Source organism: Sphaerisporangium sp. NPDC005288 (assembly GCF_040607475.1).
Taxonomy (GTDB): domain Bacteria; phylum Actinomycetota; class Actinomycetes; order Streptosporangiales; family Streptosporangiaceae; genus Sphaerisporangium; species Sphaerisporangium rhizosphaerae.
Map to the genome: position 1 here is coordinate 52,533 of NZ_JBEXGT010000014.1, position 21,717 is coordinate 74,249.

The 21,717-nt window shown below is 75.6% G+C and carries 2 protein-coding genes; both read left to right on the forward strand.

What is annotated here, in order from left to right; genetic code table 11:
• The first annotated feature begins 15 nt into the window (after window positions 1-15).
• Window positions 16-16,104: a non-ribosomal peptide synthase/polyketide synthase gene (locus ABZU32_RS15555; protein ID WP_354922364.1), complete on the forward strand. Its 16,089-nt coding sequence runs from the start codon at window positions 16-18 to the stop codon at window positions 16,102-16,104.
• Window positions 16,101-21,617 carry an amino acid adenylation domain-containing protein gene (locus tag ABZU32_RS15560; protein ID WP_354922367.1) on the forward strand — a complete coding sequence of 1,839 codons (5,517 nt, stop codon included), beginning with the start codon at window positions 16,101-16,103 and terminating at the stop codon, window positions 21,615-21,617. The genes ABZU32_RS15555 and ABZU32_RS15560 overlap by 4 nt, the downstream gene beginning before the upstream one ends.
• The last annotated feature ends 100 nt before the right edge of the window (window positions 21,618-21,717 follow it).

Here is a 21,717-nt window from a genome sequence, read left to right on the forward strand (position 1 = left end):
ACTAGGAGTCGAGTGATGGCTGGCATGCTTATGGACCAGGATTTGCTGCACGACCCGCACGGCGACGACGCGGCGCGCCCCGCCGAGTGGCTTCCTGGCCTGTTCGCCGCCCAGGCACGCCGTACGCCGGACGCCCCCGCGGTCCGCTTCGCCGGCACCGAGCTGACCTACGCCGAGCTCGACCGCCGGGCCGGCCGCCTCGCCTCCCGCCTGGCCGCGCTCGGGGCCGGTCCCGAGCGCCTGGTCGCCGTGGCGCTGCCGCGTTCGGCGGACCTGGTCGTGGCGTTGCTGGCCGTGCTGAAGACGGGCGCGGCCTACCTGCCGATCGACGTCGAGTACCCGCGTGACCGTGTGTCGTTCATGCTGCGGGAAGCGCGGCCGGTGTGCGTGCTGACCGGCGGCGCCGCGGCGGCCGCCGTGCCGGACGAGGGGCCGCGGGTCCTGGTGGAGGAGCTCGCCGAGGACGACGGCGAGCAGCCGTGGCCCGGCGAGCCGCTGCTGGCGCCCGCCGGTCACCCCGCCTACGTCATCTACACCTCCGGCTCCACCGGCCGGCCCAAGGGCGTGGTCATCGGGCACGGCGCGCTCTCGGACTACCTGCTGTGGTCGCTGCGCGCCTACCCGAGCCTGGCCGGGGAGTCGCTGTGGCACTCCTCGGTGTCCTTCGACATGACCGTGACCTCGCTGTGGGCGCCGCTGGTCGCGGGCGGGTGCGTCCGGGTGTCGCCGCTCGCCGAGGAGGGCGTGCCCGGCGACGCCGGCGCGTGCACCTTCCTCAAGGCCACCCCGAGCCACCTGCCGCTGCTGGACATCCTGCCCGAGCGGTTCTCCCCGACCCGCGAGCTGATGTTCGGCGGCGAGGCCCTGCGCGGCGAGGCGCTGCGCGGCTGGCGCGAGCGCCACCCCGGCGTCACCGTGATCAACGTCTACGGGCCCACCGAGGCCACCGTCAACGTCGCCGAGTACCGCGTCGAGCCGGGACAGCGGGTGCCCGACGGCGTCCTGCCGCTCGGCCGGCCGATGGACGACACCCGGGTCCACGTGCTGGACGCCGAGCTGCGCCCGCTGCCGCCCGGCGAGGTCGGCGAGCTGTACATCGCCGGCACCGGCCTGGCCCGGGGGTACGTCAACCGGCCCGGGCTCACCGCCGAGCGGTTCGTCCCCGACCCCTCCGGCGTGCCCGGCGAGCGGATGTACCGCACCGGCGACCTCGCCCGGTGGCGCGAGGACGGGGTGCTGGAGTTCGCCGGCCGCGTCGACGACCAGATCAAGGTGCGCGGGCACCGCATCGAGCTCGGTGAGATCGAGGCCGTCATCGGCGGCCACCCCCAGGTCGCCCAGGTGGCCGTGATCGTGCGCGAGGACCGCGCGGGCGACCAGCGCATCGTCGCCTACGTCACCCCGCGCGCGGACGGCCCGAACGGCGGCGACGGCCTGAACGGCACGGGCGGTTTGAGTGGCACGGACGGTCTGAATGGCACGGACGGCGGGGACGGCGGGCGCGCCGAGGCGGGCCGCATGGGCGCGCCGGAGCGCTCGGACGCGGCGGACCAGGTGGAGCGGATGAAGGCCGCCGTGCTGGAGCACGCCGGGGCCGCCCTGCCCGCGTACATGGTGCCCTCCGCCGTGGTGGTGCTGGACGCCCTGCCGCTCACCGCCAACGGCAAGCTCGACCGCCGCGCGCTGCCCGCGCCGCCCGTCCAGGCCGCCGCCGGTCGCGCCCCGCGCACCGCCGCGGAGGAGCTGCTGTGCCGCCTGTTCGCCGACGCGCTCGGCATCGAAGGCGCGGACGGCGCGGACGGCGCGGAGGGTATCGACGGCGGCATCGGCGCGGCGGGCGTCGGCGTGGACGGCAACTTCTTCGAGCTCGGCGGGCACTCCCTGCTGGCCACCCGTCTGGTCGGCATGGTCCGCGAGGCGTTCGACGTCGAGCTGCCGCTGCGCGCCCTGTTCGAGGCGCCGACCCCCGAGGCGCTCGCCGGCCGCGTCGCCACCGCCGCCAGGGGCCGCAGGCCCGCGCTCACCGCCCGCCCCCGGCCCGAGCGGATGCCGCTGTCCGCCGGCCAGCGCGGGCTGTGGTTCCTGCACCGCCTGGAAGGGCCCAGCGCGACCTACAACCTCCCGCTCGCCGTGCGGCTGACCGGCCGGGTCGACGCCGCGGCGCTCGGCCGGGCCGTCGCCGACGTCGTGGCCCGCCACGAGCCGCTGCGCACGCTCTACCCCGACCTCGACGGCGAGCCGTACCAGCTCGCCCTGGACCCGGGGGCCGCCGTCCCCGAGCTGCCCGTGGTGCCCGTCACGCCCGGTGGCCTCGCCGAGGCGCTGGCCGCCGAGGCCGCGCGGCCGTTCGCCTTCACCCGCGAGGCGCCGTTCCGGGCGACCCTGTTCAGGCTCGGCGAGCGCGAGCACGTGCTCATGCTGGTCACCCACCACATCGCCAGCGACGGCCTGTCGGAGCAGCCGCTGCTGGACGACCTGGCCGCCGCCTACGCCCACCGCACCGGGCGCGCGGAGGCACAGGACGCGCCGCGGATCCAGTACGCCGACCACACCCTGTGGCAGCGCGAGCTGCTCGGCGACCTCGACGACGCGACGAGCCCGGCCGCCCGCCAGGTGGCGTTCTGGCGCGAGACTCTGGCCGGCGGCCCCGCGCTGCTGGAGCTGCCGCTGGACCGTCCCCGCCCGGCCGTGGCCGGCAACGGCGGCGCCAGGGTGACCTTCCGTCTCCCCGAGGGCCTGCACCGCGACCTGGTCGCGCTCGCCCGGCGCGACGGCTCGACCGTGTTCATGGTCGTCCAGGCCGCCGTGGCCGCGCTGCTCACCCGGCTCGGCGCCGGCACCGACATCCCCATCGGCACGGCCACCGCCGGCCGCGGGGACCGGGCCCTGGACGGCCTCGTCGGCAAGTTCCTCAACACGCTGGTGCTGCGCACCGACACCTCCGGCGACCCCGGCTTCCGCGAGCTGCTAGCCCGGGTGACCGAGGCCGACCTGGCGGCCTACGCCAACGCCGACGCGCCGTACGAGAGCGTCGTGGAGGCCGTCAACCCGGTCAGGTCCCTGTCCTACCACCCGGTGTTCCAGGTCATGCTGACCTTCGAGCGCACTCTGCGCGCGCCGCTGCTCGGCCCGGAGCTGTCGCTGTCGGTGGAGCCCACCGTGCACACCGGCGCGGCCAAGGTGGACCTCAGCTTCTTCGTCAGGGAGCCCGCCGAGTGGGGCGGGGCCGGCGAGGTCGAGTGCGCCCTGGACTACGCCACCGACCTGTTCGACGAGCGCAGCGCCGAGGTGCTCGCCGCGCGGCTGGTGCGGCTGCTCGAAGGCGCCGTGCGCGACCCGGCGCGGCCCATCGGCGAGCTGGACCTGCTCACCCCCGGCGAGCGGGACACGCTGCTGGAGGAGTGGAACGCCACCGCCCACCCCGTGCCCGACGCGACCCTGCCCGAGCTGTTCGAGGCGCAGGCGGCCCGCACCCCCGGCGCGGCGGCCGTGGAGTGCGGCGGGGAGATCCTCACCTACGCCGAGCTGGACGCCCGCGCCTCCCGGCTGGCGCGGCTGCTGGCCGGGCGCGGCGTGGGCCCCGAGCGGTTCGTCGCCGTCGCGCTGCCCAGGTCGGCCTCCCTGGTGGTCGCCCTGCTCGCCATCGCCAAGGCCGGCGGCGCCTACCTGCCCGTCGACCCCGCCCTGCCCGCCGAGCGCGTGCGCTTCATGCTGGACGACGTCGCCCCCGTCCTCACCCTGGCCGCGCCGCAGGACCTGGCCGCGCTGGAGGCCGAGGCCGCCGCGCTGCCCGCCGGGCCCCTCGACAGCGGCCCGACGCCCGCCAACCCGGCGTTCGTCATCTACACCTCCGGCTCGACCGGCCGGCCCAAGGGCGTCGTGGTCGAGCACCGCTCGCTCAACCAGTACCTGGCCTGGACGCGGCACACCTACCACAGCGTCGACGGCCGCGCCCTGGTGCACTCGCCGGTCTCCTTCGACCTGACCGTCACCGGCCTGTTCGGGCCGCTGACCAGCGGCGGGTGCGCGCACCTGGTGGACCTGGACGACGGCGACGCCGCCGCGGCCGCCATGGCCCGCCCGGACTTCGTCAAGGCCACCCCGAGCCACCTGCCGCTGCTCATCGGCCTGCCCGACCGGTTTTCCCCCTCGGCGCAGCTCGTGCTGGGCGGGGAGTCGCTCATGGGGGAGGTGCTGGACGAGTGGCGCCGCCGCCACCCGTCGGCCACCGTGATCAACGAGTACGGTCCCACGGAGACCACCGTGGGCTGCATGGAGTACCGCGTCGAGCCCGGCGACCGGGTGCCCGCGGGCGTCGTCCCCATCGGCCGGCCCATCTGGAACACCCGGCTGTACGTCCTGGACGCCGCGCTGCGCCCGGTGCCGCCCGGCGTGGTCGGCGAGCTCTACATCGCCGGTGACCTGGTCAGCCGCGGCTATCTGAACCGGCCGGGGCTGAGCGCCGAGCGGTTCGTGGCCGACCCGTTCGCCGCCGGGACGCGGATGTACCGTTCAGGCGACCTGGCCCGCTGGCGGCCCGACGGCCAGATGGAGTTCGCCGGGCGCGTCGACCACCAGGTGAAGGTGCGCGGGTTCCGCATCGAGCTCAGCGAGATCGAGTCGGTGCTCGGCGAGCACCCCCGGGTGTCGGCCGCCGCGGTGATCGTCCGCGAGGACCGGCCCGGCGACCAGCGCCTGGTCGCCTACGTCACGCTCACCCCCGGCGAGCCGGTGGACCTGCTCGGCCACGCCCGGGCCATGCTGCCCGCCTACATGGTGCCCTCCGCCGTGGTGGTGCTCGACGCGCTGCCGCTGACCGCCAACAGCAAGCTCGACCGCGCCGCGCTGCCCGCGCCCGGACCGGCCGCCCCGGTCGGCGGGTCCGCTCCGCGCACCCCGCAGCAGGAGATCGTCTGCGGCCTGTTCGCCGAGCTGCTCGGCCTGCCCCAGGTCGGCACCGACGCCAACTTCTTCGAGCTCGGCGGCCACTCGCTGCTGGTGACCCGGCTGGTCGCCCGCGTGCGCTCGGTCTTCGGCGTCGAGCTCGGCGTCCGCGAGGCGTTCGAGGCGCCGACCCCGGCCGCGCTGGTCGAGCGCATCGACCTGGCGGGCCGGGGCCGGTCGAAGCCGGAGCCCGAGCCGCGCCCCGAGCGCATCCCCCTGTCCTACGCCCAGCGCGGGGTGTGGTTCATCCACCGGCTCGACGAGGACAACCCGCAGTACAACATCCCGACCGTGCTGCGCCTCGACGGCCCGGTCGACAGGGACGCCCTGCGCGCCGCCGTCCTGGACGTCGTGGGCAGGCACGAGGTGCTGCGCACGCTGATCCGCAGCGAGGACGGCGAGCCGTACCAGGTGGTGCTGGCCCCGCAGGACGCCGAGATCGAGGTGCCCTTCACCGGCGTCCGGCCCGAGGAGCTGAAGGAGGCGCTCGCCGCGTTCGGCCACCGCTCCTTCCGGCTCGCCGAGCAGCCGCCCATCAGGGTCGGGCTGTTCTCGCTGAGCGAGCGCGAGCACGTCCTGCACCTGGTCATCCACCACGTCGCCTGCGACGGCTGGTCGTGGCGGGCGCTGCTGCGCGACCTGGCCGAGGCCTACACCGCCCGCATCGGCGGCGCCGCGCCCGCGTGGCCTCCCCTGCCGGTGCAGTACGCCGACTACGCGCTCTGGCAGACCAGGACGCTCGGCCGCGAGGACGACCCCGGCAGCGCGCTGGCGCGGCAGGTCGGGCACTGGCGCGCTGCCCTGGCCGGCATGCCCGAGCTGCTGGAACTGCCGCTGGACCGCCCGCGTCCGGCCGTCGCCTCCAACCGCGGCGAGATGGTCACCCGCCACGTCGACGCCGCGCTGCACCGCGACCTGGTCACCCTGGCCCACCAGGCCGGGGTCACCGTGTTCATGGTCGCCCACGCCGCCTTCGCCGCGCTGCTCACCCGGATGGGCGCCGGCACCGACCTGCCGATCGGCACCGGCCTGGCCGGGCGCAGCCACGAGAACCTCGACGACCTGGTCGGCTTCTTCGTCAACACCATGGTGCTGCGCACCGACACCTCCGGCGACCCGACCTTCCGCGAGCTGCTCGACCGGGTGCGCGAGGTGGACCTGGTGGCCTACGCCAACCAGGACCTCCCCTTCGAGCGGCTGGTCGACGTCGTCAACCCGGCCCGCTCGCTGGCCCACCACCCGTTGTTCCAGGTCAGCATCGTGCTGCAGAACTACGCCGGCGCCCAGGCGCGGATGCCCGGGCTGACGGTCGGCCCGCCGGACGTCGAGCTGGAGGCGGCCAAGTTCGACCTGATGTTCTTCCTGGAGGAGGCGCACGAGGAGGACCCGCTGACCGGGCGGGCGCCCGGCGGGATGAAGGTCGGCCTGAAGTTCGCCACCGACCTGTTCGACCGGGCGACGGCCGAGGGCATCGCCGAGCGCTTCTGCCGGATGCTGGCCGCGATGGTCGCCGACCCCGACGGCCGGATGGGCGCGGTGGACATCCTGTCGGCCGGCGAGCGGGCGCGGCTGCTGGTGGAGTGGAACGACACCGCCTCCCTCGCCGCCCCGGTGACGATGCCGGCGCTGTTCGAGGCCCAGGCGGCCCGCACGCCCGAGGCGCCCGCGCTGGTGTCCGGCGAGCGCACGCTCACCTACGCCGAGCTGAACGCCGCGGCCAACCGGCTGGCCCGCCTGCTGGTGGACCGGTACGGCGCCGGCCCGGAGTCGCACGTCGCCGTCGCGCTGCCGCGCTCGGTGGAGGCCGTCGCCGCGGTGCTCGCGGTGGTCAAGACCGGCGCGGCCTACGTCCCGGTCGACCCCGACTACCCGGCCGAACGCATCGCGTTCATGCTGGCCGACACCCGGCCGTCCCTGGTGATCACCGGCGCGGCCGCCGAGACCGGCGGAGAGGTGCCCCGGCTGGTGCTCGACGCGCTTTCCGACCTCGACGGGCTGAACGGGTACGCGTCGGGCGACCTGGCGGACGGCGAGCGGACCGCGCCGCTGGAGCCGTCCCACCCGGCCTACGTGATCTACACCTCCGGCTCCACCGGGCGTCCCAAGGGCGTGGTGGTCACCCACCACGGCATCGCCGCCACCGTCGCCTCGATGCGCGATCGCCTGCTGGTCCACGACGGCGGCCGGGTGCTCCAGCTCGCCTCCCCGAGCTTCGACGTCTCGGTCATGGAGACGCTGATGGCCTTCGGCGCCGGGGGAGCCCTGGTGGTCGCGCCGCCGCACGTGCGCGGCGGCGACGACCTGGCCGAACTGCTGTCGGCCCAGCGGATCACCCACGCGGTCATCCCCTCGGCGACCCTGGCCAGCGTCCCGTCCACCCCGCTGCCCCACCTGACCACCCTGCTGACCGGCGGAGACGTCGTCGGCCCCGAGCTGGTGGACCGGTGGGGCGAGGGCCGGCTCATGCTCAACGGCTACGGCCCCACCGAGGCCACGATCTGGGCCACCGCGAGCGGCGCCCTGACGCCGGGGGAGAACCCGCCCATCGGCTCGCCCCTGTGCGACACCCGGGTCTACGTCCTGGACGCGAGCCTGCGGCCGGTCGCCCCCGGCGTGGTCGGCGAGCTGTACGTCGCCGGCGAGGGGCTGGCGCGCGGTTACCTGCGCCGTCCGGCGCTCACGGCCGAGCGGTTCGTGGCCGACCCGTTCGGGTCCGGGCGCATGTACCGCACGGGCGACGCGGTGCGGTGGCGGGCCGACGGCCAGCTCGAGTTCGTCGGCCGGGTGGACAGCCAGGTCAAGGTGCGCGGCTTCCGCGTCGAGCTCGGCGAGATCGAGGCCGCGCTGTCGCGCCACCCGCAGGTCAGGCAGGCCGCCGTCATCGTGCGCGAGGACCGGCCCGGCGACCGGCGCATCGTCGGCTACCTGGTCGCGGCCTCGGCCAAGGCCCCCGAGCCGGGGCAGTTGCGCGCGCACGTGGGCGCCACCCTGCCCGAGTACATGGTGCCCGCCGCGTTCGTGACGCTCGACGCGCTGCCGGTCATGCCCAACGGCAAGCTCGACCGCAAGCTGCTGCCCGCGCCGGAGTTCGCCACCCGCTCGGGCGGCCGGGCGCCGCGCACGGCCCGCGAGGAGATCATGTGCGGGCTGTTCGCCGAGATCCTCGGCGTGCCGCACGTCGGGGTCGAGGACAACTTCTTCGAACTCGGCGGCCACTCGCTGCTGGCCACCCGGCTGGTCAGCAGGATCAGGAGCACCCTCGGCACCGAGCTGCGGGTCCGCGACCTGTTCCGCACCCCCACCGTCGCCGCGCTGGTCGACCGGCTGCGCGCCACCAAGGACGACGGGCCCGCGCTGGCGCCGATGGAGCGGCCCGAGCGCGTCCCGCTGTCCTACGCCCAGCAGCGACTGTGGTTCCTGCACCGGCTGGAGGGGCCGAGCCCGACGTTCAACGTCCCGCTCGTGCTGCGCCTGTCGGGGGCGCTGTCGGCCACGGCCCTGTCGGCCGCGCTGGCCGACCTGGTCGAGCGGCACGAGGCGCTGCGCACGGTCTACCTGGACGACGGCGGCCGGCCCTACCAGCGGATCCACCCCGCCGGCGAGGCCCATCCCGCCTTCGACGTCGTGCCCGCCGGCCGCGACGAGCTGCCCGCGCTCATGGGCGAGGCGCTCCGGCACACCTTCGACCTGGCCGGCGACCTGCCGGTCAGGGCGACGCTGTTCGCGCTCGGCGCGCAGGAGCACTGCCTGCTGCTCCTGCTGCACCACATCGCCACCGACGGCGTCTCGATGGGCACCCTGAGCCGCGACCTGTCCACCGCCTACGCCGCGCGCCTGGCCGGCACCGCCCCCGACTGGGAGCCGCTGCCGGTGCAGTACGCCGACTACACCCTCTGGCAGGCGGCGGCGCTGGGCAGCGAGGCCGACCCGGCCAGCCCGATCTCACGGCAGCTCGACCACTGGCGCGACCGGCTCGCCGGCGCCCCCGAGCCGCTGGAGCTGCCCGCCGACCGCTCGCGCCCCGCCCGCCGCCACGGCACCGCCGAGCGGGTCACCTTCCAGATCGGCGCCGAGCTGCACTGGGACCTCATCGAGCTGGCCCGCCGCAGCAGCGCCACGCTGTTCATGGTGATGCACGCCGCGCTCGCCGGGCTGCTGACCCGGCTCGGCTCGGGCACCGACATCACCATCGGCACCGGCGTCGCCGGACGCGCGGACGAGGCCCTGGACAGGGTGGTCGGCTTCTTCATCAACATGGTCGTGCTGCGCGCCGACACCTCCGGCGACCCGAGCTTCCGCGAGCTGCTCGACCGGGTGCGCGAGGTGGACCTGGCCGCCTACGCCAACGCCGACGTGCCCTTCGACAAGGTCGTGGACGCGCTCAACCCGGCGCGGTCGATGAGCCACGCGCCCCTGTACCAGGTGACCCTCACCGTGGACCGGGACGTGGTCGGCGGCAACGTCCGCCTGCCGGGCCTGTCGGTCGAGGTGGACAGCCCCGACCCCGGCTCGGCCAAGTTCGACCTGTGGATCGGCCTGACCGAGACCTACGCCGCCGACGGCACGCCCACCGGCATGGAGGGCATCGTCAAGTTCGCCACCGACATCTTCGACCGGGCGACGGCGCAGGGCATCGCCGAGCGGTTCCGCCGGCTGCTCGGGTCGGTGGCGGCCGCCCCCGACCGCCGCCTCGGCGAGGTCGAGGTGCTCTCGCCCGCCGAGCGGACGCGGCTGCTGGTGGAGTGGAACGACACCGCCTCCCCGGTTCCGCCGGCGACGATCCCCGCGCTGTTCGAGGCCCAGGCGGCCCGCGCGCCCGAGGCGCCCGCGCTGGTGTCCGGCGGGCACGTCCTCACCTACGGCGAGGTCAACGCGGTGGCCAACCGGCTGGCCCGCCTGCTGGTGGACCGGTACGGCGCCGGCCCGGAGTCGCACGTCGCCGTCGCGCTGCCCCGCTCGGCGCAGGCCGCGGTGGCGGTGCTCGCGGTGCTCAAGACCGGCGCCGCGTACGTCCCGGTGGACCCGGACTACCCGGGCGAGCGCATCGCGCTGATGCTCGCCGACACCGCCCCCTCGCTGGTCATCACCGGCGCGGGCGCGGCGGCGGCCCTGCCGGGGAAGGCGCCCCGGCTCGTGCTCGGCGACCTGGACGGGGTCGAGGGCCTTTCGGAGTACGCCGCCCACGACCTCGCCGACGGCGAGCGCACCGCGCCGCTGAGCCTGTCGTCCCCGGCGTACGTGATCTACACCTCCGGGTCGACCGGGCGTCCCAAGGGCGTGGTGGTCACCCACCGCGGCATCGCGGCGAGCGCCGCCTCCCAGCGGGAGCGGCTGCGCACCCGGCCGGACTCCCGGGTGCTCCAGTTCGCCCCGCTCAGCACCGACACCTCCATCTTCGAGATGCTCTACGCCTTCGGGGCGGGCGCCGCCCTGGTCATCGCGCCGCGCGACGTGCGCGGCGGGGACGACCTGGCCCGGGTGCTCCTCGACGGGCAGGTCACCCACGCCGTGCTGCCGCCCGCCGCGCTGGCGAGCCTGCCGGTCGTCCCCCTGCCCGACCTGGCCACCCTGCTCGTCGGGACCGACGTCCTCGGCCCCGAGCTGGTGGACCGGTGGGGTGAGGGCCGGCTCATGCTGAACGGCTACGGCCCCACCGAGACCACCATGTGGGTCTCGGCGAGCGGCCCGCTCGTGGCCGGGGAGAAGCCGCCGATCGGCTCCCCGCTGTTCGGCACCCGCTTCTACGTCCTGGACGCCGGCCTGCGGCCCGTCGCCCCGGGCGTGGTCGGCGAGCTGTACATCGCCGGCGAAGGGCTGGCGCGCGGCTACCTGCGCCGCCCGGCGCTCACGGCCGAGCGGTTCGTCGCCGACCCGTTCGGGTCCGGGCGCATGTACCGCACGGGCGACGCGGTGCGGTGGCGGGCCGACGGGCAGCTCGAGTTCGTCGGCCGGGTGGACGACCAGGTCAAGGTGCGCGGCTTCCGCGTCGAGCTCGGCGAGATCGAGGCCGTGCTCACCCGGCACCCCGGCATCGCGCAGGCCGCCGTCGTCGTGCGCGAGGACCGGCCCGGCGACCGGCGCATCGTCGCCTACCTGGTGGCCGGCGAGCCGCCGGAGGGCCTGCGTGAGTTCGTGGGCAAGGTCCTGCCCGCCCACATGGTCCCCTCGGCCTTCGTCCGGATGGACGCGCTGCCGCTGTCGCCCAACCGCAAGATCGACCGCCGGGCGCTGCCCGCCCCGGTGTACGAGGCCGGGACGGGACGGGCGCCGCGCGACCCGCGCGAGCAGGTGGTGTGCGGGCTGTTCGCCGAGGTGCTCGGCGTCGCCGAGGTCGGCGTGGAGGACAACTTCTTCGAGCTCGGCGGGCACTCGCTGCTGGCCACGCAACTGGTCAGCCGCGTCCGCTCGGTCCTGGCCGTGGAGCTGCCGCTGCGCGAGCTGTTCGACAACCCCACCGTCGCCGCGCTGTGCGAGAGCCTGGACCGGGCCGCCGGCGCCCGGCCTCCCGTGCGGCCCATGCCGCGCCCCGAGCGCATCCCGCTGTCCTACGCACAGCGGCGGCTGTGGTTCCTGCACCGATTGGAGGGCCCGAGCCCGACCTACAACATCCCCCTGGCGATCCGCCTGTCCGGCGACCTCGACGCCGGCGCGCTCGGCGCCGCCATCGACGACCTCACCGGCCGGCACGAGGTGCTGCGCACCGTCTTCGCCGAGACCGACGGCGAGGTCCACCAGACGATCCTGCCCGCCGTCCACACCGAGGTCACGCTGGTCGACACCACCGAGCAGGACCTGCCCGACCTGCTGGCCCAGGACATCAGGTACCCGCTTGACCTCACGGGGCAGCCGCCGATGCGCGCCTGGCTCTACCGGACCGGCCCGGCCGAGCACGTGCTGATGCTGCTGGTCCACCACATCGCGGGCGACGGCATGTCGATGATGCCGCTGGCCGCCGACCTGGTCACCGCCTACACCGCCCGGCACGCCGGACAGGCCCCCGAGTGGACGCCGCTGCCGGTGCAGTACGCCGACTACGCGCTGTGGCAGCAGGAGACCGGCACCGAGGAGGCCGGGATCCGGTTCTGGCGCGACGCGCTCGCCGGGGCGCCGGAGGTGCTCGAACTGCCCACCGACCGGCCGCGGCCCGACGTCGCCGGCCACGCGGGCACCACCATCCCGGTCGCCATCCCCGCGAGCGCGCACCAGGGCGTCGCCGCGCTGGCCCGCGAGACCGGGACCACCGTGTTCATGGTCCTGCAGGCCGCCGTCGCCGCGCTGCTCAGCAGGCTCGGCGCCGGCGCCGACATCCCCATCGGCACCGTCGTCGCAGGGCGCAACGACGAGGCGCTCGGCGACCTGGTCGGGTTCTTCGTCAACTCGCTGGTGCTGCGCACCGACGTCTCCGGGGAGCCCACCTTCCGTGAGCTGCTCACCCGGGTCAGGCAGGCCGACCTGGCCGCCTACGCCCACGCCGAGGTGCCCTTCGAGCGGGTCGTCGAGGCGGTCAACCCCGAGCGGTCGATGGCCCACACGCCGCTGTTCCAGGTGATGCTCAGCCTGATCAGCGAGGGGCTGCCGCACCTGGACCTGCCGGGCCTGTCCGCCGGGTTCGAGCCGCTGCGCGGCAGCGTCGCCAAATACGACCTGGCGTTCGGCCTGCGCGAGCACCACGCGCAGGACGGCACCCCGGCCGGCATCGGCGGGTCGCTGGAGTACGCCACCGACCTGTTCGACGACGCCACCGCCGTCGCGCTCACCGAGCGGCTGGCCCGGCTCATCGACGCCGTGGCCGCCGACCCCGACCAGCGGATCGCGCGGGTGGACCTGCTGGCGGACCAGGAGCGCGAGCGCCTCGCGGCGGGCAACGCCACCGCCGCCCCGATCCCCGGCGAGACCTTCCAGGAACTGTTCGAGGCCCAGGTGGCGCGCACGCCCGCCGCCCCCGCGCTGACCTACGGCGAGCTCACCCTGAGCTACGCCGAGCTGAACGAGCGGGCCAACCGGCTGGCGCACCTGCTGATGGAGCGCGGAGCCCCGCAGCAGTTCGTCGCGGTCGGCCTGCCGCCGAGCGTCGACGCCGTCGTCAGCCTGCTGGCGATCTTCAAGGCGGGCGCGGTCTACCTGCCCTTCGACCCCGAGCACCCGGCCGACCGCGTCAGCGCCGTCCTGAACAGCGCGCGGCCGACGCTGCTCATCGGCTCCTCGGCCTCCGCCGTCCCCATCCCGGGGGTCCAGGCGCCCTGGCTGCTGCTGGACCATGACGACACCCGCGCCGCGCTGGCCCGCCAGCCGCACGGCGACCCGCCGGCCCGGCCCGAGCCGCACCGCGTGATGTACGTCATCTTCACCTCCGGCTCCACCGGCAGGCCCAAGGGCGCGATGGTGCACCAGCGCGGCATGGTCAACCACCTGTACGCCAAGATCGAGGAGCTGGGCATCGGCGCCGGGGACGCCGTCGTCCTCAACGCGCCGCTCACCTTCGACGTCTCGGTGTGGCAGATGCTCTCGGCGCTGCTGGCCGGCGGCCGCACCCACGTCGTCGATAAGGACGTCGCCCGCGACCCGCTGGAGCTGTTCGCCGAGGTCGAGCGCGCCGGGCTGACCATCGTGGAGGTCGTGCCGTCCTTCATGCGGGCCGGGCTCGACGCCTACGACTCGGGCATCCCGGCGGCGGCGATGCCGACGCTGCGGTGGTTCATCGTCAACGGCGAGGTGCTCTCGCCGGAGATCTGCAAGCGGTGGTACGCCCGCTTCCCGCGGGCCGCGCTGGTCAACGCCTACGGCCTGACCGAGTGCTCCGACGACAACACCCACGCCTTCATCACCGGCGACGTCGACGCCCAGGTGGAGCACGGGCGGCTGCCGGTCGGGCGTCCGCTGCGCAACAACGTGCTGCACATCCTGGACGACGGCCTGCGGCCCGTGCCGCCCGGCCTGCCCGGCGACCTGTACATCGCCGGGACCGGCGTCAGCCTGGGCTACCTCGGCGAGCCCTCGCGGACCGCCACGCGCTACCTGCCCGACCCCTACACCGCCGAGCCCGGCGCGCGCATGTACCGCACCGGCGACCGCGTGCGGCTGCGCGCCGACGGCCAGCTCGACTTCCTGACCCGGGTGGACCACCAGGTCAAGATCCGCGGCAACCGCATCGAGCTGGGCGAGGTGGAGGCCGCGCTGCGGGCCGCCCCCGGCGTCACCGACGCCGTCGTCATCGCCGACGAGCCGCAGGGCGGGCCCAAGCGCCTGCTCGGGTACGTCGTGACCCAGGACCCCGGCGCCTCCTCGGCCGCCCTGCGCGGCCACCTGGCCGCGACCCTGCCCGACTACATGGTGCCCGCGGCGCTCGTCGTGCTCCCCGACCTGCCGCTCACCCCGAACGGCAAGATCGACCGCAAGGCGCTGCCCGACCCGTCCATCGCCGCCGGCGAGGCGACGGGACGCGCGCCCCGCAACGCCCGCGAGGAGATCCTCTGCCGCCTGTTCGCCGAGGTGGTCGGGGTGCCGTCGGTGTCGCTGGACGACGGGTTCTTCCAGCTCGGCGGCGACAGCATCATGTCGCTCCAGCTCGTCTCCCGCGCCCGCAAGGCCGGCCTGACCATCAGCGCCCGCGACGTGTTCCAGAACCAGACCGTGGAGGCCCTCGCCGCCGTCGCGAGGGAGACGCCGGGCACGAGCGCCGGCGCGGCCCGCCACGCGGCGACCGGCGACCTGCCCGCCACCCCGATCATGCACTGGCTGCGCGAGCTGGGCGGGCCGAGCGACGGGTTCAACCAGGCGATGGCGCTCACCGTGCCGCCCGGGCTGGGCGAGCACCTGGAGGACGCCGTCCAGGCCCTGCTGGACCACCACGACGTGCTGCGCATGCGGCCCTCGGCCGGCGGGGACGGCGCGTCCCTGACCATCCCGCCCGCCGGCGCGGTCGCCGCCGCCGACCGCGTCCGCAGGGTCGACGTCGCGGGCCTCGCCGAGGAACGGCTCCGCGCGGTGGTCGCCGAGGAGGGCGAGATCGCCCGCTCGTCGCTGTCGCCCGCCGCGGGGGCCATGGTGAACGCCGTCTGGTTCGACGCCGGACCCGGCCGCCCCGGCCTGCTGCTGCTCGTGCTGCACCACCTGGCCGTGGACGGCGTCTCCTGGCGCATCTTGGTCCCCGACCTCCAGGCGGCGTGGGAGGCGCTGGCCGGTGGCGGCAGGCCCGTCCTCGACCCGGTGCCCACGTCCTTCCGCCACTGGGCGCACACGCTGGCCTCGCTGGCCCGCGACGCCAAGGCGGCCCCGTGGGACGCGCTGCCCGCCGCCGAGCCGCCGCTCGGCTCCCGTGAGCTCGACCCCCGCAAGGACGCCGCCGGGACGGCGCGCGAGCTGACGCTCACGCTGCCCGCCGCCGACACCGAGCCGCTGCTGACCGCGGTGCCCGCCCTGTTCCACGCCTCGGTCAACGACGTGCTGCTCACCGGCCTCGCCATCGCCGCCGGCCAGTGGCGCGGCCGGGAGGAGCTGCTGGTGGACGTCGAGGCGCACGGCCGCGAGGAACTGGCCGAGGGCCTGGACCTGTCCAGGACCGTCGGCTGGTTCACCAGCATGTACCCGGTGCACCTGCGGACCGGCCCGATCGACCGGCGGGCCGTCCTGGCCGGCGGCCCGGAGGTCGGCGACGCGCTCAGGCGGGTCAAGGAGACCCTGCGCGCCATCCCCGACAACGGCGTGGGCTTCGGGCTGTGGCGCTACCTCGGCGGCGAGCCCAGGGTGACCCCGGTCCCGCAGATCGCCTTCAACTACCTCGGCCGCTTCGGCGGCGGAGGCGGCGCCGGCGGGGACGGCGCCGGCGGGGACGGCGGCGGCGCGTACTGGACGCCCGCGAGCGGCATGCCGACCCCGGTCGCCCGCGACCCGGAGATGCCCTCGGCGCACGCGATCGAGCTGGTCGCCACCGCCGTGGACCGCCCCGGGGGCACCGAGCTGTCGGTCACCTGGTGCTGGCCCGGCGAGCTGTTCACCGAGCGGGAGATCGGCGCCCTCGCCGAGGAGTGGTTCACCGCGCTGCGCGGCCTGGCCGCCCACGCCGACCGGCCGGACGCCGGAGGCTACACCCCCTCCGACCTGTCCCTGACCCTGACCCAGGACGAGATCGACAGCCTCGAAGAGGAGCTGATGGGGCAGTGAAGCGCGCAGCGTTCGAAGACGTCCTGCCTCTGGCGCCGATGCAGGAAGGGCTGCTGTTCCACGCCCTGGCCGAAGAGGACGGCGTCGACACCTACACCGTCCGGATGGTGCTGGAGATCGAGGGCCGCCTGGACCCCGGCGTCCTGCGCACGGCCGCCCGCGCGCTGCTGCGCCGCCACCCGAACCTGCGGGTGAGCTTCCGGCAGCGCAAGAGCGGGCAGCCGATGCAGGTCGTGCACCGCGACGTGGAGCCGCCCTGGGAGCAGGCCGACCTGAGCGGCCTGCCTCCCGAGGAGCAGCAGGCCGAGCTGGCCCGCCTGTTCGAGGCCGAGCAGGGCCGCAGGTTCGACCTGGCGACCCCGCCCGCGCTCCGCTTCACCCTGGTGCGGCTGGACGACGAGCACCACCGGCTGATGGTGACCAACCACCACATCCTGTTCGACGGCTGGTCGCTGCCGATCCTGCTGCGCGAGCTGCTGGCCCTCTACCACTCCCGGGGCGACGCTTCGGCGCTGCCCCGGGTCACCCCCTTCCGCGACTACCTGACCTGGCTGGCCGGCCAGGACGAGGCGGAGGCCGAGCGGGAGTGGCGGGCCGCGCTCGACGGGCTCACCGAGCCCACCCGGCTGTTCCCCGGCGCCGCCGAGCAGGTCCCCGAGCTGCCCGGACGGCTCATCCTGGACCTGCCCCGCGAGGTGGCGACGGACTTCACCGCCGCCGTGCGCGGCAGGGACGTCACCCCCAACACCCTGGTCCAGGGCCTGTGGGGCCTGCTGCTCGGGCGTCTCACCGGCCGGGACGACGTGGTGTTCGGCGCGGTCGTCTCCGGACGGCCGCCCGAGGTGCCCGGGATCGAGACCATGGTCGGGATGTTCATGAACACCGTCCCGGTCCGGGCGCGCCTGGACCAGGCCGAGTCGTTCACGGCCCTGCTCACCCGGCTGCAGGGCGAGCAGGCCGGGCTGCTGGCCCACCAGTCGGTGCGGCTCGGCCGCATCCACCGCATGACCGGGCTCGGCGAGCTGTTCGACACCGTGACCACCGTGGAGAACTATCCCGGCGGCTCGCCCGGCCGCGACGACGCCGAGATCCGCCTGGCCGGGGTCGGCGGGCGCGACTCCGCCCACTACCCGCTGCGCCTGATCGCCGGCATGGCCGGCGACCGGCTGCAGATGGAGCTGGAGTACCGCACCGACCTGGTGACCGACGACGAGGCGCGCGCCCTGGGTGACTGGCTGGTCCAGACGCTCACCGCGCTCGCGATCGCCCCCGACGCGCCGCTGCGGGAGGCCGGCCTGCCCGCGAGCCCGTCCCTCGCCGCGGCGGCCACCGCCGGGTCCGCGAGCCCGTCCCTCACTGCGGTGGCCACCGCCGGGTCCGCGAGCTCGGCCGTTACCACGGCGGCCGCCGCCGGCGCCGCGGGCGAGGCCGGCCCCGTCCGGACGCGCCGCCACCGCGGCGGCCCCCGGGAGGAGATCCTGCGCGGGCTGTTCGCCGAGATCCTCGGCGTGCCCGAAGTGGGCCCCGGCGACGACTTCTTCGCCCTCGGCGGCCAGTCGCTGACGGCCGTGCGCCTGCTCAGCAGGGTGCGCGCGGTGTTCGGCGCCGCCCTCCCCGTCCGGGCGATCTTCGAGTCGCCGACCGTGGCCGAGCTGTCCCGCCGGATCGAGACCGCCGAGCGGGCCGGGCCCCCGCTAGCGCCCATGCCGCGCCCGGAATGCATCCCGCTGTCCTACGCCCAGCAGCGCCTGTGGTTCATGTCCCGCCTGGAGGGGCCGAGCGCCACCTACAACATCCCCGGCGCGCTGCGGCTGCGCGGCCCGCTGGACGTCGCGGCGCTTCGGCTCGCCCTGGACGACGTCACGGCGCGGCACGAGTCGCTCCGCACCGTCTTCCCCGACCACGAGGGCGAGGCCGAGCAGCGGGTGCTGCCGCCCGAGCTCGCCCGCGTGCCACTGGACCAGGTGGATCTCGCCCCCGGCGAGCTGGACGAGGCGCTGCGGGCCGCGTGCGCGCACGCCATCGACCTGTCCCGCGAGCTGCCGCTGAAGGCGACGCTGTTCCGGCTCGCCCCTGACGACCACTGCCTGCTCATCCTGCTGCACCACATCGCCGGCGACGGCTGGTCGATGGGGCCGCTGGCCAGGGACCTGTCCACCGCGTACGCGGCCCGGGTCCAGGGACGGCCGCCCGGCTGGGCGCCGCTGCCGGTGCAGTACGCCGACTACACCCTGTGGCAGCGGGACGCCGACCTCCCGCTCGGCCACTGGCTGGAGGCGCTGAAGGACCTGCCCGAGCGGCTGGAGCTGCCCACCGACCGCCCGAGACCGGCCAAGGCCACCTACCGCGGCGGCCAGGTGCCGATCGACTGGGACCCCGCCCTGCGCGACGGCGTCGCCGCGCTGGCCAGGCAGAGCGGCACCACGGTGTTCATGGTGTTGCAGGCCGCGCTCGCCGCGTTGCTCACCCGGCTCGGCGCCGGCACCGACATCCCGATCGGCACGCCGGAGGCCGGCCGCGCGGACGAGGCGCTGGACGACCTCGTCGGGTTCTTCGTCAACACCCTGATCCTGCGCACCGACACCTCGGGCGACCCGGCCTTCCGCGACCTGCTCGACCGGGTGCGCGAGACCGACCTGTCGGCCTACGCCCACGCCGGGGTGCCGTTCGAGCGGCTGGTCGAGGCGGTCAACCCGGCCCGCTCGCTCGGCCACCACCCGCTGTTCCAGGTGATGCTCGCCATGCAGGACGACGCCGGGGACGGCGGCGACACCCCCGCGCTGGCCGGGCTCGCCGTCGGCGGCCAGGAGATCCGCACCGACGTCGCCAAGTTCGACCTGGCGTTCAGCCTCAACGCCGACCTGCGCGGCGTGCTGGAGTACGCCGCCGACCTGTTCGACCACGAGAGCGCCCGGCTGCTCGCCGACCGGCTCGGGTGCCTGCTCCGCTCGGCCGTGGCCGACCCGGCCGCGCCGGTCAGCGCGCTCGACGTGCTGCCGCCGGGCGAGGCCGCCCGGCTGGCGCGCTGGGGCGACGGCGGCCCCTGGGAGCCCGTGGCGAGCTTCCCCGAGCTGTTCGAGGAGCAGGCGCGCCGCACCCCCGGCGCCCCCGCCGTCGCCTTCGGCGCCGACCGGCTGACCTACGCCGAGCTGAACGCCGCCGCCAACCGCCTGTCCCACCTGCTGATCGCCCGCGGCGCCGGCCCCGAGGACGTCGTGGCGCTGAAGCTGCCCCCCTCGACCGGCCTGGTCGTCGCGGTGCTGGCGGTGCTGAAGGCCGGCGCGGCCTACCTCCCGGTGGACCCGGCCTACCCGGCCGAGCGGATCGGCGCGATGCTCGACGACGCCGCCCCCGCCCTGGTGCTGTCCGGGCCGCTCCCCGACGCCGCCGCCTTCCCCGGCCACGACCCCCGCGACGCCGACCGGGCGGCCCCGCTGCTGCCGTCGTCCCCGGCGTACGTCATCTACACCTCCGGGTCGACCGGGCGTCCGAAGGGCGTGGTGGTCACCCACCGCGGCTTCGCCGCCCTGCGCGAGAACCAGGCCCGCGCCTACCCGGCGGGCCCCGGCGACCGGGTCCTGCAGTACGTCTCGCCCAGCTTCGACGTCTCGGTGGCCGAGCTGTGCTGCGCCCTGCTCACCGGCGCCTGCCTGACCGGGCCCGGCGGCGGGCTGACCGGCGAGGAGCTGGCCGCCCTGATGCGGCGGGAAGGGGTCACCCACGCGTTCATCCCGCCGGCGGTCCTCGAAGGGCTGCCCCGGGACATCCCGTCCCTGCGCACCCTGGTCACCGGCGGCGAGACGCTGTCGGCCGAGGCGCGCGACTCCTGGTCGCGGGGACGCCGCCTGATCAACGAGTACGGCCCGTCCGAGGTCACCGTCGCCGCGACCGTCAGCGCGCCCCTCGCGGGACCCGCCCACCCGCCGATCGGCCGCCCGGTCCCCGGCGCTGGAGTGCACGTCCTGGACGCCGGGCTGCGGATGGTGGCGCCCGGCGTGGTGGGGGAGCTGTACGTGTCCGGCGTGGGGCTGGCGCGCGGCTACCTGCGCCGCCCGGCGCTCACGGCCGAGCGGTTCGTGGCCGACCCGTTCGGGTCCGGGCGCATGTACCGCACCGGTGACGCGGTGCGGTGGCGGGCCGACGGGCAACTCGAGTTCGTCGGGCGCGTCGACGACCAGGTCAAGGTGCGCGGCTTCCGCGTCGAGCCCGGCGAGATCGAGGCCGTGCTCACCCGCCATCCGGCCGTGGAGCGGGCCGCGGTCGTGGTGCGGGAGGACCGGCCGGGAGACCGGCGGATCGTCGCCTACGTCGTGGCCGGTCAGCTCCCCGCAGGGCTGCGCGACCACGTGGCCGAGGCCTTGCCCGCGCACATGGTTCCCGCGGCGTTCGTCCGGATGGACGCGCTGCCGCTGTCGCCCAACGGCAAGGTCGACCGCCGGGCGCTGCCCGCGCCGGTGTACGAGGCCGGGACGGGACGGGCCCCGCTCGGCCCGCGCGAGCAGGTGGTGTGCGGGCTGTTCGCCGAGGTGCTCGGCGTCGCCGAGGTCGGCGTGGAGGACAACTTCTTCGAGCTGGGCGGGCACTCGCTGCTGGCCACACAGCTCGTCGGCCGCGTCCGCGCGGTCCTGGGCGTCGAGCTGCGGGTCGCCGACGTCTTCGAGGCGCCGACCCCGGCCCGGCTGGCCGCGCGCTCCGGCGGCGGGGCCGGCGGCGCGTTCGACGTCGTCCTGCCGCTGCGAGAGAGCGGCGACCGCTATCCGCTGTTCTGCGTGCACCCGCTGGCCGGCCTGGGCTGGCGGTACTCCGCGCTGCTGCGCCACCTCGACCCGGCGCACCCGGTGTACGCGCTCCAGGCCCGCGGCCTCGAAGGGCGCGACGAGCTGCCCGCCGACCTCGCCGAGCTGACCGCCGACTACGTCGCCCAGGTGCGCGAGGTCCAGCCCGCCGGCCCGTACCACCTGCTCGGCTGGTCGCTCGGCGGCAACTTCGCCCACGCCGTGGCCGCCCGGCTGCGCGAGGAGGGCGAGGAGGTCGGCCTGCTGGCCGTCCTCGACGCCTACCCCTCCCCGCCGGAGGAGAAGGACTACTCCGACCGCGCCGTCCTGCTCGCCGACATGTGCGAGCACTACGGCGAGGCGTACGGCGCCGAGCCGGTGGACATCGGCGCGATGAGCCTCGAGGAGATGCGCCGGCGCGTCATCACGCTGCTCGGCGAAAGCGCGAGCGAGCTCGGCCACCTGGACGAGGTCCAGCGCGGCCACGCCCTGGAGGTCATGGTCAACAGCATCCGGATCACCAGCGGCCCGCCCCCCGCGCTGGAGGGGGACATGCTGCTGGTGACCTCCGCCCGGCCGTCCTCGCCGCCGGAGTCCTGGCGCCCGTACACCGCCGGCGCCATCGAGGTCCGCCCGGTCGACGCCGAGCACCACCGCATGCTCGACCCCGAGCCCGCCGCCCACATCGCCGCCCTCATCGCCGACCGCATCACGGTCAGGGATCACGCGGGAGTGTGACGAACGCGGCGACGGTGATGGCCGCGGGATGGAAATCCCGCGGCCATCACCGTTCGTCGCTGTTTCCCCCCGGCTTGGTGCTAAGAAGCCCTCAGCACCG

Excerpts from the sequence above, each read along its gene's own strand:
- ABZU32_RS15555 (WP_354922364.1), top strand. The coding sequence starts at position 16 with ATGGCTGGCATGCTTATGGACCAGGATTTGCTGCACGACCCGCACGGC.